Raw genomic sequence first — 14017 nt, 5'->3', positions numbered from 1 at the left:
GCTTTGCAAAAGGCAAAAGATGTCAACAGTGACACCACTGATTTTTTAGGGCAATGATTAAAATTGGAATGAAACAATACCAAATATTACGCTTGTTTTTCTTGCTGGCTATCGCCGGCCTGTTTTTCCAGGAAGTAATGGCCAAAAAGCCATCGCCAAAGAAGATTTACAAAGTGCTGATCATTGACGGGCAGAATAATCATAGAAATATGGCTGACGGAACCGTGATGATGAAAAAGTATCTGGAAGAAACCGGTCTTTTTACGGTAGATGTAGCAACAACGCCTAAGAAAGGAGAAAATTTGGATAATTTTAAACCTGATTTTTCGAAATATAATGTGGTTTTATCAAATTATAATGGAGATTCCTGGCCGGAAGCTACCAATATTGCATTTGAAAAATTTATGAAAAATGGCGGCGGACTTGTGACGGTGCATGCAGCTGACAATTCTTTTCCTAACTGGCTGGCTTATAACCAAATGATTGGAATAGGTGGATGGGAGGGGCGTAATGAAAAATCCGGTCCTTATCTGTATTTTGATGAATCGAAAGGTAAAATTGTAAAAGATACTACAAAAGGAGTTGGTGGAAGTCATGGCAATCAACATGAATTTATCGTCAAAACAAGAGATGCCAATCATCCGATCATGAAAGGTTTACCAGCAGAATGGCTGCACCAGAAAGATGAACTTTATGACCGGTTGAGAGGACCGGCAGAAAACGTTGACGTGTTGGCTACGGCATACAGCCCGGTTGAACAAAAAGGATCAGGGCGTAATGAACCTATGCTGATGACTTTACAATACGGAAAAGGAAGAATTTTCCATACAACGCTTGGACATGAGAATTACTCCCAGAAATGTGTAGGATTTATTACAACATTACAAAGAGGAACAGAATGGGTTGCGTCAGGAAAAGTTACACAAGCAGTTCCAAAAGATTTTCCAACGGCAACAAATGGCAGCGCCAGACCCTAATATTTATTGTATCAATTAAAAAATAATATACCAGTTTTGATGAAAAGTACATCCAACAGACGTACAGCACTAAAAAATCTCATAGCAGGCGCTGGCGTTTTGAGCTTACCGTTATCGATGACGAACGTAATGGCTGCCTCGGAAAATGCCCTGGGACCTAAATTGAATGGGAAAATAAATCACTCGGTGTGCCGCTGGTGTTACAGTAAAATTCCATTGGAAACGCTGGCTCAGGAAGCTAAGAAGATCGGTCTGAAATCTATTGAATTATGTGGTCCGGAAGAATGGCCTGTTCTTAAAAAATATGGATTGACTTGTGCGCTTCCCTGGGGAGAAGGATTGACCAAAAGTCTGGATCAGGGATTTAACGATCCAAAAAATCATGCGGAACTGATCAAGGGTTTTGAAGATATTATTCCCAAAGTACAGGCAGCGGGTTATAATCAGATTATTTGTTTCTCAGGAAACCGCCGTGGCATGAGTGATGTGGATGGTATGATGAATTGCGCTATTGGACTGAGAAAATTAATGCCGATTGCTGAAAAACATAATGTAACTCTGGTGATGGAATTGCTGAACAGCAAAGTGAATCACAAAGATTATATGTGTGACAATACGGCTTGGGGAGCTGGTTTATGCGAAATGGTTGGATCTGAAAAATTCAAACTTTTGTATGACATTTACCATATGCAAATTATGGAAGGTGACGTAATAGCAACGATCAGAAAGTACCACAAATACATCGCTCACTATCACACAGGTGGTGTTCCCGGAAGAAATGAAATTGATGAAACGCAGGAATTATATTACCCTGCTATTATGAAAGCGATTACTGAAACCGGCTACAAAGGTTTTGTTGGACAGGAATTTGTGCCAAGCCGGAAAGATGATATCGCTTCTTTAAAGCAAGGCGTGACGATTTGTGATATTGCCTAAATTGAGATTATACCCAAAACATGAAATCAAAAACGAACAGACGAAACGTGTTAAAAAAAATGATAGCAGGAGCCGGTCTTTCAGCTTTACCCTTATCGGTTACGGGCGTCTTTGCAGCATCTGACAAAGCGCTTGGTGCCGAATTAAAAGGAAAAATAAATCATTCGGTTTGCAAATGGTGTTATTCCAAAATTCCATTGGAAACCTTTGCCCAGGAATGTCAGAAAATTGGTTTGAAATCAATAGAGCTTTTAGGTCCAGAAGAATGGCCGATTTTGAAAAAATACGGACTGACTTGTGCCTTACCAAACGGGGCAGGAATGGGTATTGAAAAAGGATTTAACGATCCCAAAAACCATGATGCGCTGATAAAAAGTTACGAAGAGATTTTTCCGAAAATTCACGAAGCGGGCTATACAAGTGTTATTTGTTTTTCGGGTAACCGTAACGGAATGTCGGATATTGACGGCATGAGAAATTGCGCAGAAGGTTTGAAACGCCTGATTCCCTCAGCTGAAAAATACAATGTCACGCTCATCATGGAACTGCTGAATAGCAAAGTCAACCACAGAGATTATATGTGCGATCACACAGCCTGGGGCGCTGGACTTTGTGAAATGATCGGTTCTGAAAAATTCAAACTGCTTTACGATATCTACCACATGCAAATTATGGAAGGCGACGTAATTGCAACGATTAAAAAGTATCATAAATACATCGGACACTATCACACGGGTGGTGTTCCGGGCAGAAATGAAATTGACGAAACACAGGAGCTATATTATCCTGCAATCATGAAAGCAATCGTGGATACGGGCTTCAAAGGCTTTGTGGCTCAGGAATTTATACCAAGCCGGAAAGACGATATTGCTTCGCTGAAACAGGGTGTTACGATTTGTGATATTGCTTAATCACATAGATACTGGTTATAAAGTAAAAACCCCGCTGGCTGTTTCAGTCCGACGGGGTTTTACTTTAATACATCAACTTATAACATCCACTGATTATTCAAGTTTCAATTCGTCTCCATCTTCGGTAACAACTTTTACTTTTCTCTTTCTCTCAGCCCATAAGTAAAGCGGTGGCAATAATATTGGAGCGAAAATAAGCGTACTGGTTAATCCACCGATAATTACGGTCGATAATGGGCGCTGAACATCTGAACCAATTCCCGAAGAAATAGCAGCCGGGACAAGACCGATAATCGCTACCACAAGGATTGATAATAGTGCCCGAAGCTGTTCGGTAGAAGCCAGCAAAACATTGCTTCTGATATCATTTTCAGTATTCAAAACAGCCCGGTTTAATGCGGAAACAAGCAATACGCCGGCCATAACCGATATGCCGAAAATACTAACAAATCCAACACCGGCCGACACGTTGAAATAATAACCACGCATCAGCAAAGCCACAATTCCTCCGCCTAATGCGAACAGTATGCAACTCATGGTAACCATGGTATGTGAAAGATTTTTGAACAACATAAACAGGAACAAAAATACCATAACGATTGTAAGCGGAATTGTGAATGCCAATTGTTTTCCTGCACGTTCAAGGTTCTCATACTGACCACCGTAAATTATGCTGTAACCTTTTGGAACCTTGATTTTGGCATCCAGTTTTTTCTGTAATTCAGCAACAAAACCTCCCTGGTCACGACCTCTGATATTGGTACGAACGGTCACCATTCGTTTGCTTCCATAGCGATAAATGTTAGTCTGACCTTCAATAAAGTGAATGTCTGCCAACTGATCCATAGGAATCAAAGCGCCTGTCAGCGATGGAATTTGAAGATTTTTAATTACATCAATTGAATTTCTATATTCCGGCAAAAAACGTACAACAATATCGTAACGTTTTGTTCCGTCATACAAGGTCGATATGGTTTTACCACCAATCGCAGCCTCAATCATATTCTGGATATCCGCAACATTTATTCCAAAACGCGCAGCATTCTGGCGATTTATATTGATGGCTAATTGTTCCTGCGGACCTTCCTGTTCAATATTAACGTTTTCAGCACCAGCGGTTTCTTTCACAATTTTTGTGATGCTATCCGCTTTCATACGCATCATACCCAAATCATCGCCGACAATAGAAATAGCAAGATCGGCAGCACTACCAGTCACAATTTCCATAACCTGGTCAATAATAGGCTGACCGGAAGAGAAGGCAACCGACGGCAATTGTGATTGCAGATCAGCTTTGATTTTCTGAACAAGCTCTTTTTTCGTAATCTCTTTGGCCCACAGATCATAATCTTTCAAACCGATCAGGATTTCATTTCTGTTGGCCGGAAATGGATCCGTGCCATCATCATTACGTCCGGATTGTGTGATCACAAAAGATATCTGTGGATATTTTGCAATGATACTTCTGATCTTCGGCGCGTAACTTGCATTTTCCTGAATGGTAATCCCAGCCGCAAAATTTCCTCTTAAAAAGATCGAACCTTCATCCAGAGTCGGGAGGAATTCAGATCCCAATTTTGCTCCAAAAAGCACCAGAACCATGACAACAGCAAAACCAATTAATACGGTGGATTTGTAATAGGTCAAGAATTTTGCTACAATTTTCGCGTAACCTTTTGCCAAACCATCAAGAACAAAATTCTTATGTTCTTTCATAGGTTTATCCGGATTTGCCAATTGTTTCTTGTAAGCGAAGGAAATTAACACTGGTATAAAAGTTAATGCTGCCAGCATTGACCCAATTACGGCAAAAGCAAGTGTTAAAGCCATTGGAGAGAACAATTTTCCTTCCACACGTGTCATCAACAAAATCGGCATGTAGGCTAAAATAATGATTGTAACGGAGAAGAAAATTTCACGTCCAACTTCCTGAGCAGCAAGCAAAGTAATCTTGACAATTCCCTGTTGTTTTTCCTCAACCGTAGCCGTTCTGTATTTGCGTATTAGGTGCTCAGCCATTACGCAGGCTCCATCCACGATGATACCAAAGTCAATCGCACCAAGAGAAAGAAGGTTGGCAGGAATTCCTGTCAAACGCATCAATATAAAAGCAAATAACAATGAGAACGGAATTGTCAACGCCACAACCAACGCACTTCTAATACTTCCCAGGAAGAAAATCAATAGAATAATTACGATTGAAATTCCTTCAAAAAGTGTGTGGGCAACTGTTTCAAGAGAGTGATCAATAAGGAAACTTCTATCATATAAAGGACGTAAAGTAACACCTTCCGGAAGTTCGGTCTCCTTCAAATCCGCCATTCTTTGTTTCAATACTTTCAAGACTTCACTTGGGTTTTCATAACGGCGCAAAAGGATAATTCCCTCAACACCGCCGCTTACATCTACGCTGTCTTTGGTAATAGTGTAACCCATCACGCCACTTGGAGGTGGTGGTGTTATTTCAACCGTTGCAACATCACGAAGAAAAACCGGAACACCGTTGGCCGATTTCAAAACGATATTTTTGATATCTTCCTCTGTCTTAATCGCTCCCAAGCCACGAACTGCAAAGCCTTGTCCACCGCGGGAAATAATATTGCCACCGGTATTCTGATTATTGGCATCTACGGCATCCATTACGTTTTGCAAGGAGAGACCATACTTAACCAGTTTTTGAGGCGAAGTTAAAATATGGAATTGTTTTAACGGACCACCGAAAGTTGTAACATCCGCAATGCCAGGTACTTGTAACAAAGCAGGTTTAATAACCCAATCCTGCAAATCTCTCAATTGTGTAGGACTAAAAGTTGGCGGCGCCTCAACAACGTAACGCAAGATTTCGCCTACCGCCGTAGATAGGGGAGCCAGTTCCGGTGCTACACCATCAGGTAATTCAGCCGCTGCAACTCTTTCCAAAACCTGCTGTCTTGCGAAATAATCATCAGTTCCGTCTTTGAAAGTAAGCTGAACAACAGAAAGTCCAAAAATAGTACGACTTCTGCGATCCAAAACATTAGGTGTATTTTGTAAAGCGCGTTCGATAGGAACTGTTACCTGTTGTTCCACTTCTTCCGCTGCCCGGCCAGGATACTGTGCGATCACAATTACGTTTGTATCTGCAATATCGGGGTAAGCTTCGATTTTAAGCTGGGTAAAGCACCAGTAACCGATGCCCATAAGTACAAAACTGATGGAAATAACGACCCATCTGTTTCGCAAACTAAAAAAAAGCAAGTTCTTAATCATCTAATTCCACTTATCTACGTGATTGGTAATAATAAATCCGCTTTTCACTTCTTTCCGAAGTTCTGTCAAAGCCGATTTTACATTTTCTTCTTCATCAATGAAGGTGATCAAAATCGGCGTCTCATCGAAACTGAAAAGATCAAACGGTCGGTTAAGATGCTTGCTTTCATCATAGCCCAGTCGGCCAACAAAAACTGTGGCTCCCCGAATTTTCTGCTTAAGCAGCAGTTGCATAATATATTCGTACAGGGGCTGCTCCCGGAAAAACTGATCTTTCCCGATAAATATCTGTGCTTGTAGCATAATTTGGAACTAAATTAATAACCGAAAGAAAGTCCTTTCAACTGCATAACACCTTTAATTGCAATCGAATCATCATTATTCAAACCTGAAAAAACAATAATTCTGTCACCAACCTGGTCGCCAATATTTACCTCCTTCCGTTTGAAAGTAGAAGTACCATCTTTTACAAATACATAATTCTTACCTTGAATTGTAATAATAGCATCCTTGCTCACGCTGATATTTTTTCCTTCGCTCACACCAAACATCAGTGTTCCAAACATTCCGGCTTTCAATTTGTTATCCGAATTATTAAGGCTAACACGCAATTTGATCATTCGTGTAGCCGGATCAACCATATCTGCAACGTTGTCAATTTTCCCTGTAAACTTCTCATTTGGGAACGCTGTGAACTGCAAAATGCACTGGCTACCACTCTTAATTTTGCTAACATCGTTTTCAGGTATATCACAGGTGATATACGCAGTTCCCGCTTTTGCCTTACGCAGCAATTCAGCCTGAAATCCACCTTCTTTCAGCTTCGTTTCATGTTCTATCAGAGCAGCTCTTTCGTTGTTAAGATTTGTCTCCTCCATTGCCATAGCAGTCTGGGCATCAAGCAAATCCTTTCCGGTTGCAGCGCCATGTGCCTGCAAATCCTGAACTCTTCCAAGTTCAATTTTTCTTTGTTTTATGTTGACGTTTTGGATTTGGTTTATAGTAATCAAATGCTGAATCAACTGGGTGTAACTTCCCGCCAGTTCAGGATTTTGGAACAAAACGATATTCTGTGACGCACCTTCATTTGATTTTACAACAGTGGCTGAAACTGTTGCCGGGGCAGTAATATCCGCAGTAAGCGAGCTGCTTCCAATGGTTTCTGTTTTAAAAAACTTTACGCTTTCTGCCTTTGGAAATTCTATTCTCGCGCCGTTCTCAGATATCTTGGGCTCAACGTTTTCGACAGGGGCTGATTTGTTTTCCTTTTTCTCGCAGGCAATAAGCAGAACACCAAAAAGCCAGCCGTATTTAAAAAAATTCTTCATGATATTATTGCGCGATTTGATTGATTATGCCAGATGCGTACAAGAGTTTGATATAGCTCTGACGGTATAATTGTAAGGTTTCATAATATTGTTGCTGTGTATCAAGCCAGCTTCTTTGTGCTTCCAGAAAATCAATAATAGTTGTTCCTCCGTGTAAATAAGAGTATTTCACATTATTTAAAATCGTCTGGGACTGGCCAAGAAGGCTGGTGAAATTTTGCAGATTTTGCTTTTGTGTTTGATAACTGCTGAAAGCAGTTGTGATTTCACTTTGTATCAGGGATTGTGTCGCAACCAGATCCTGTTCTGCCTGTTGTTTCAACACGTTCGACTTTTTGATTTCACCCTGATTTCTTGAAAATAACGGAATTGCAATTGTTCCATAAATACCGGCATAAGGTGCGCCATTTTGCGGGTTAAAAATCGCGCCCAATTCCGGAACGGGTAGGGCAAGTGATTTTTGCAATTTAATGTTGGAATTGGCAACATTAATTGTCGACTTCAAAGTCTGGATATCACTTCTTGATTGTAACGCGTCCTGCAAAAGATCGTCGATATTTGACGGAAATGCAAAAAGGAAATTATCTGTTGTATCAACGCTGATCTCATCAGCAATTCCCATTAGAAATTTCAGATTAACAAGCTCATTTTTATAATTCTGATCAGCCGTTCTCATCTGAACATTGTACTGATTGGCTAAAAGCTCCGTCCGTGCAAGATCAGTTGTTGTAATTACCTGATTTTTCAGACGAACTCTATTCGTATTGACCAAAGTATCAATATTACTTTTTGCAATATTCAATATATCAAGCTGTTTGCGTGCCGACCAGACATCCAGCCATTTGTTAGCGACGTCCTGGAATAAATTACGTTCCGTTTCTGTGTACGCTTTTTGATTCAGAATTACGTTCTGATTGGCATACTCAATCTTGTTTCTTCTCAATTCCGGCATCTGAAAAGGCTTGGTCACCTGCCACCAAACCTGGCGGTTCAAATGATTGGCCCAGCTGGTATTGTCCGGAAATTTAGATTGCTTGATAAGCTGCAAAGACTGATTATTCAGAACGGGATTTGGACGTAAATTTGCTGTAACAATATCTGCCTGAGCAATATTTACATTAAATTGTTCCCTTTTCAGATTGGGATTATTTATTTTGGCTGCCTGCAAAGCTTGTTGCAAACTATATTTTGTCTGGGCGGCAGCCGGTTCAAAAATCCAAAACAATATAACGATGGCGGTGATTATTACTCCTCTGAACTGCATTACCTTCTTATTAATTGCTAATATGATACCAAAATTGCAATTTCCTGATGACAACAACCGTTAGAGAACTTATAGAAAAAAATTAGAAAAACATTAGAGACAAAAATTACAAGCAAAAAATAGAGTAGAAGAGAGGAAACACCAGAATTGGCTTACTGTAATTGGAATTTTTACAAGTGGGGGAGTACTACCGTAAAAATTGTCCCTTTGCCAATTTCGGAAGAAACGGAGATAGTACCTTTATGGAGGGCGATAATTTTCTGGGTGAGGGAGAGGCCCACACCGTTTCCCTCAGCAAATTTTTTATTATTTCCTCTAAAAAAAGGAGTGAAAATTAATTCTAAATCTTCATTAGAAATTCCTATTCCATTATCAGAAAACATTAAAATAACTTTTTCTTCTTTAAAATTAATCTCAACAGTTGTTTCCGGATTGTTTGAAAACTTCCCTCCGTTCTCCAACAAATTTGCAAATGCCACATTCAATAAATACTCATTCCCTACTATCGATATCTCACTGTCGGTTTCAAATTCTTTTTCATAATGAATATCAATCAGATACTTGGGATTTTCCTTCTGCACCTTCTGTCTGGCATCGAGTAATATTTCATCTATCCTAACCTGTTTAAAACCAATTTCAGATGGATCATAACTGGCCTTTGCAAAATCCAGGAGACTATCAGAAAGTTTGGATAAACGTCTTGCATCAATCAAGGTGTTACTGATCACTTTTTTATATTCAGCTACACTACGTTCTTTATACGTAGACAATTCCAGCTCTGCCGTAAGCACTGCCAGCGGCGTCCTGACCTCGTGGGATATGTTTGAAACAAACTGTTTTTGAGCCTCAAAAGAATTTTCAATCCGGTCCAGAACACCGTTAAAAGTAGATGCCAGTTCTGCCAGTTCATCTTTACCTTCTGCGTTATCAAGGCGTAAATCAAGATTGGATGCTGTGATATTTCTGACCTTGTTCACAATTTCGGTTACCGGTTTTAATGCTCTTTTGGAAAAAAATCTTCCCGCTGCATAAATTACCAAAATTGAACAAACAAACATCAGCCAAATTGTCTCACGTAAATACCGGAGTTTGCTATAACCGTATTTATCATAGGCAGATGCTGTGATGATATATTTTTTATTTTCGTATGTAAAAAGAAGCCCTACCGCCTGCCAGTCACCTTGATAAAACCTGATGTATTTCCGATTCATAATGGTTTTCATCATTTGCCTTGTTTCTTTTACTGCATCAATATCGGCAGCATCGTGATAGAGCAAATCTGAATTTGTATCAAAAATAGCTACCTGGACTTCGTTGATAGTTTCCATATTGTTTTTGTAAATAGTCTGCAAGGTATGTGCATCTACTTTCGCGGCAAAAAAAAGATTTGCCTTCGTTATCGTTTCCTGATGAAGCCTTTTAAAAAACTCATTTTCACGGTTTTGATAAGCAGAATAATAAACCAAAGATGCGAATACAAGCAAAATTGCGGCCGTCAATACTGTAAAAAGTACGCTTAGTTTCGTGCGGATTTTCATAAGTCAGAAGATTTTACAATCTCAGCTTCCCAGGATTTTTCAGTTTTACGGACGAGCAACAAACCTTCCCCGGTGCCTTCAAAACTTTCGATTAAATCTCCCTTATTATTCCAAAATCCACTTTTTCCCGCAGACTCAAATCCATAAGACGGTCCACCAAAATTAGACATCAGAACATTCATTGAAAACTCTGTGGCGTATCCCTGCAAATTTTTATAACCTTCTGAAATGCCATTGGGTGTATAAAAAATACTGGCTAGATAAATAGTACTATTCAGCGAAGCCGCTTTGAGAGCATGAGCAGGATTTGTAATATCGGCACAAATTGCAACAGAAAATGCCTCATTTTCAACGATTATTTGCAGACTGTCATTCTCTCCTGGTGTGAAGAAAATTTCCTCTCCATCATGAAGATATTGCTTGGTATAAATTTTCTCCCGGCCATCAGGATGAAAAATAAATGCTCCAATAAATAACTGAGATACAAGACGGACAGGAGCTCCGGCTATGATAATAATATTTTTCTGTGCAGAAAGATTTCTCAATTCATCCAGCCTTGGATCATTCGGAATAAATTCAAGACTTTCAGCTAATTCACGTTCATATCCCGAGATTGACAGCTCAGGAAATAGCATAAGATTTACACCGTATTCCGCAGCCAAATTGATCAATCTGTAATGATCAACCAGATTCTTTTCAATATTCTCCTTCGGAATTGTCTGTGCTGCGGCGATAATCATTTCCAGGTAATTAAATTTATAATTCTCCGTTTCTCAAAATAAAACCCATTCCGGATTTGGTATGAATCAGTTTTTGATCAAAGTTTTTGTCAATTTTCTTTCTGAGGTAATTGATGTAAACATCGATGAAGTTAGTGCCCGTATCAAAATGTGTATTCCAGACTTTATCTGCAATTTCTGCTCTTGACAAAACCCGTTCACTATTCTGCATCATATATTCCAATAACTTAAACTCCTTTGGCGTCAATACAATTTCAATTTGAGAGCGCTTAACTATTTTTGTCTGATCATTCAGTTCAAGATCTGCATATTTTAAAATGTAATCCTGTTGTTTTGCTGTGATACCGCTACGTTTCGTCAACGCCCTGATTCGAACCTGTAACTCTCTGAAATCGAAAGGTTTAACAAGGTAATCATCTGCACCTGCATCAAAAGCTTCAACCTTATCATTGGTTGTGCCCAGAGCAGTAAGCATCAAAATTGGAATATCTGGTTTTACTGTCCGGACTTCTTTACACAAATCAATTCCATTAATATAGGGTAGGACTATGTCCATGATAATTAGGTCGTAATCGTTTTTCAGTGCAAGATGTTTTCCAATTAGCCCGTCATATGCCAAAGTTGTGGCATAACCATTTTCTTCCAGTCCCTGTTTTACCAGAACTGCTAATCTTTCTTCATCTTCAATAACCAAAATATTCATAAACCAGGCTTCTAACTTGTGCAAACATACTATGATTTTGATAGAATAAATTATTCTCTTTTTGCTTTTACCTGGATAAGTAAAAGAAAAGAATAACTATACATTTTTGTTACTAAAACTACACAAAAATGTATATGCAGACTTGATGAAAAACATAATTTTATATACATTTTTTGTATATTTAGGTTATGGAATTTGTTATGTAAACAAACAACGATATGATAGAGGTAATTCAAAACTACAAGGAGCTCAAAAAAAACATGGGTAATTTGATCAATAAGTCTGGTTATAAAAATTCATTTTTAGCTGAAAAGATAGGGATGCAGCCGACTTTATTTTCTGTTAAAAAACAAAGAGGTAATTGGAGTGACGATGAGATGGAGAAGATTCTTGTTTTGATTGAAAATGAGGAGCTGGAAGATTATTATTTCGGGGAGTTGTTGAGAGAAAAAGAAAAAGAGGAAACTATAAATTATTCGGAATTTAAAAGAGAAATGGGGTGGAAATAATATTAGCCAAATAAGAGTTGGTGACTGGCGAATTGGTTTAAAGTTTGAAAACAGCCAAATTCACTTATTGCATTTCATTATAATAGCATCTCGCGGTGATGTCTATAAACATTTTCCACCTAAATAATTAAAATTGACTTCAAAATCACTGTTTGGATCAAAATTCAATTTAAATCCAACAAAAACAATTCTCCATAAATCATAATAATAAATTGATTTACAGTTTATTACTTCAAATTTTTGCAAAATTAAAGCTCCTTAGGTTTAAACAAATAAAATCAATCGACCCACAGCACGCTATACTCAATTCTCAGTGTCTGAAATTTGATATCAAATTGTTTTATAATTTATATTATGTTAAATAGAATATCTCATAAAAATAAGACACCTATTTATAGGTGTCTTATTAATCTATTAGTATCTAGTTCTTATTCTTCTGTACAAGCTACTCCTTTACCTGCAAATTGTTCAAGAACGTTATTAACTGTTGCTAAGTTATCTTTTGCCTCAGCTTCGTCTTTAACCTGAATTGCTTTTTCGAAGTATGGTTTAGCTTTTTTGAAACGACCGCAAACACGACCTTCAACCTCTTTACCACGCTGCTGATACTCAGTCATGTTCATATTGTCAACTTCGCTTTTCAATTGAACTGCTTCGTTGAAATAGAAAACGCCAAGGTTATACAAAGCATCGTAGTTAGCTGCATCGATTGTCAATACTTTTTGGTAAGAAGCAATTGCCTGGTCGTTAGCGTTTTTCTTTTCGGCTTTCAACTTGGTGATTTCTCCTTCAAGTCCAGCTGTATCAGTACCTTTCGAAGCTTCCTGAGCTGTTTTGATTTCAGTTTCCAGTGAAGCGATAGCCTCAGTAGATTCTTTTTTCTTTGTAGCAAGATCAGCTAGCTGACGTTTAAGATCTGGCTTCGCAGGAGTCTTTTTAAGAAGAGCGCTTACTCTTTTTACTTCACCGTCATAAATGCCAAGTTTCTCTTTTTCAGCTTCAAGTTTCTTAGTCAGGTCAGCAGTTTTGTTTGCTCCAGAACCTGCTTTACCTTGAAGTTCTTTAATCTTGGTACCAAGTTTGCTGTTCATGTTATCATAAAGAATCGCAAGATTCACAATGTTCTGAACATTATTTGGATCTGATTTAGTCAATGCCGTCAATTCCGCAATTGCCTGATCTTCTTTACCAGAAGCTAAAAGAATATTAACCACTTCTGATTTAAGATCTTTATTACCTGGTGAGCGTTCAAGACCTTTATTCAAAGTAGCAACCGCTTTATCGAAATTGTTTTCACCACGGTACAACTGAGCCAAACCGTAGAATACGCTTGGATCTTTACCACCGTTTTCCACATATTTCTCAAACTGAACTTTTGCCTCCTCTTTTTTATCAATTTGCTGTGCTGCAATACCACCGTACAAACTTGCAAGTGTATCCTTTGTATTTACAGTTTGTGCCAATTGGAACATTTCCAAAGCACCAGCAAGGTTTTTATTCTGATACTTCTCAGCACCTTGTCTTACAAAAGCGTTAAACAATGAAGGATCTTCACCAGTAATGAATTTCTGTGCATCCTTTGCTTTTTTCGGATCAATCTCCGCAGCTTTTTTATATGCTTCAAGAGCAGTCTTTGCAGCACTGGAATCCAACTCCGAACTTTGGCTGGCTATTGAAGAATAAGTGGTGGCGCGATCCATCCAGAATGATGCTTTTGCACTTGCCTTAGGATCAGATACCCCTTTATCACTTTTTTCTTTGTCTTTGCGGAGTTGATCTACAACAGCCTTATCAACGGCAGTCTGCGCAAACGCAGAGAAACCGATCAGACTAAGTGCAGAAACAAAAAACATTTTTTTCAT

Annotated in this window: 12 protein-coding genes; 4 read left to right on the top strand and 8 right to left on the bottom strand. The window is 38.7% G+C overall.

Going from position 1 to position 14017, the window contains the following annotated elements; genetic code table 11:
- Positions 1–68: 68 nt before the first annotated feature.
- Genes IEE83_RS13240 through IEE83_RS13230 form a run of 3 tightly spaced genes read left to right on the top strand, consistent with a single transcriptional unit; the run spans position 69 to position 2824 of the window.
- Positions 69–977, top strand: coding sequence for a ThuA domain-containing protein (locus IEE83_RS13240; protein WP_194121032.1), 909 nt, complete (start codon positions 69–71; stop codon positions 975–977).
- Positions 978–1016: 39 nt separating this feature from the next.
- Positions 1017–1913, top strand: coding sequence for a hydroxypyruvate isomerase family protein (locus IEE83_RS13235; protein ID WP_194121031.1), 897 nt, complete (start codon positions 1017–1019; stop codon positions 1911–1913).
- A gap of 20 nt (positions 1914–1933) precedes the next feature.
- Positions 1934–2824, top strand: coding sequence for a hydroxypyruvate isomerase family protein (locus tag IEE83_RS13230; RefSeq protein WP_194121030.1), 891 nt, complete (start codon positions 1934–1936; stop codon positions 2822–2824).
- A gap of 93 nt (positions 2825–2917) precedes the next feature.
- On the opposite strand, the gene IEE83_RS13225 is transcribed toward IEE83_RS13230, so the two are convergent.
- The 7 genes from IEE83_RS13225 to IEE83_RS13195 all read right to left on the bottom strand — a co-directional run bounded on the left by IEE83_RS13225 (position 2918) and on the right by IEE83_RS13195 (position 11646).
- Positions 2918–6073 carry an efflux RND transporter permease subunit gene (locus tag IEE83_RS13225; protein WP_194121029.1) on the bottom strand — a complete coding sequence of 1052 codons (3156 nt, stop codon included), beginning with the start codon at positions 6071–6073 and terminating at the stop codon, positions 2918–2920.
- Positions 6074–6376 (bottom strand): DUF190 domain-containing protein, encoded by a 303-nt coding sequence (locus IEE83_RS13220; protein WP_194121028.1) that lies wholly within the window; start codon positions 6374–6376, stop codon positions 6074–6076.
- Positions 6377–6390: 14 nt separating this feature from the next.
- Positions 6391–7401: an efflux RND transporter periplasmic adaptor subunit gene (locus tag IEE83_RS13215; RefSeq protein ID WP_194121027.1), complete on the bottom strand. Its 1011-nt coding sequence runs from the start codon at positions 7399–7401 to the stop codon at positions 6391–6393.
- Between the two features lie 4 nt (positions 7402–7405).
- Positions 7406–8665 (bottom strand): TolC family protein, encoded by a 1260-nt coding sequence (locus IEE83_RS13210; protein ID WP_194121026.1) that lies wholly within the window; start codon positions 8663–8665, stop codon positions 7406–7408.
- Positions 8666–8835: 170 nt separating this feature from the next.
- Complete coding sequence (locus IEE83_RS13205) at positions 8836–10203, bottom strand: HAMP domain-containing sensor histidine kinase (protein ID WP_194121025.1); 1368 nt, start codon at positions 10201–10203, stop codon at positions 8836–8838.
- Positions 10200–10943, bottom strand: coding sequence for a carbon-nitrogen hydrolase family protein (locus IEE83_RS13200; protein WP_194121024.1), 744 nt, complete (start codon positions 10941–10943; stop codon positions 10200–10202). The genes IEE83_RS13205 and IEE83_RS13200 overlap by 4 nt, the downstream gene beginning before the upstream one ends.
- Before the next feature lie 16 nt (positions 10944–10959).
- A complete protein-coding gene (locus IEE83_RS13195) occupies positions 10960–11646 on the bottom strand; it encodes a response regulator transcription factor (RefSeq protein ID WP_194123399.1) in 687 nt (228 codons plus the stop codon).
- A gap of 218 nt (positions 11647–11864) precedes the next feature.
- On the opposite strand from IEE83_RS13195, the gene IEE83_RS13190 reads away from it, so the two are divergent.
- Positions 11865–12155, top strand: coding sequence for a hypothetical protein (locus IEE83_RS13190; RefSeq protein WP_194121023.1), 291 nt, complete (start codon positions 11865–11867; stop codon positions 12153–12155).
- A 428-nt stretch (positions 12156–12583) separates the two neighbouring features.
- On the opposite strand, the gene IEE83_RS13185 is transcribed toward IEE83_RS13190, so the two are convergent.
- Positions 12584–14017 (bottom strand): tetratricopeptide repeat protein, encoded by a 1434-nt coding sequence (locus IEE83_RS13185; RefSeq protein ID WP_194121022.1) that lies wholly within the window; start codon positions 14015–14017, stop codon positions 12584–12586.

It is taken from the genome of Dyadobacter subterraneus (genome assembly GCF_015221875.1).
Taxonomy (GTDB): Bacteria; Bacteroidota; Bacteroidia; order Cytophagales; family Spirosomataceae; genus Dyadobacter; species Dyadobacter subterraneus.
The sequence above is the reverse complement of the archived record's forward strand: the minus strand, read 5'-3'. Positions and strand labels throughout refer to the sequence as shown.

Bases quoted from the DNA above. Each gene is read 5' to 3' on its own strand.
- IEE83_RS13240 (WP_194121032.1), top strand. From the start codon at position 69: ATGAAACAATACCAAATATTACGCTTGTTTTTCTTGCTGGCTATCGCC.
- IEE83_RS13235 (WP_194121031.1), top strand. From the start codon at position 1,017: ATGAAAAGTACATCCAACAGACGTACAGCACTAAAAAATCTCATAGCA.
- IEE83_RS13230 (WP_194121030.1), top strand. From the start codon at position 1,934: ATGAAATCAAAAACGAACAGACGAAACGTGTTAAAAAAAATGATAGCA.
- IEE83_RS13225 (WP_194121029.1), bottom strand. From the start codon at position 6,073: ATGATTAAGAACTTGCTTTTTTTTAGTTTGCGAAACAGATGGGTCGTT.
- IEE83_RS13220 (WP_194121028.1), bottom strand. From the start codon at position 6,376: ATGCTACAAGCACAGATATTTATCGGGAAAGATCAGTTTTTCCGGGAG.
- IEE83_RS13215 (WP_194121027.1), bottom strand. From the start codon at position 7,401: ATGAAGAATTTTTTTAAATACGGCTGGCTTTTTGGTGTTCTGCTTATT.
- IEE83_RS13210 (WP_194121026.1), bottom strand. From the start codon at position 8,665: ATGCAGTTCAGAGGAGTAATAATCACCGCCATCGTTATATTGTTTTGG.
- IEE83_RS13205 (WP_194121025.1), bottom strand. From the start codon at position 10,203: ATGAAAATCCGCACGAAACTAAGCGTACTTTTTACAGTATTGACGGCC.
- IEE83_RS13200 (WP_194121024.1), bottom strand. From the start codon at position 10,943: ATGATTATCGCCGCAGCACAGACAATTCCGAAGGAGAATATTGAAAAG.
- IEE83_RS13195 (WP_194123399.1), bottom strand. From the start codon at position 11,646: ATGAATATTTTGGTTATTGAAGATGAAGAAAGATTAGCAGTTCTGGTA.
- IEE83_RS13190 (WP_194121023.1), top strand. From the start codon at position 11,865: ATGATAGAGGTAATTCAAAACTACAAGGAGCTCAAAAAAAACATGGGT.
- IEE83_RS13185 (WP_194121022.1), bottom strand. From the start codon at position 14,017: ATGAAAAAAATGTTTTTTGTTTCTGCACTTAGTCTGATCGGTTTCTCT.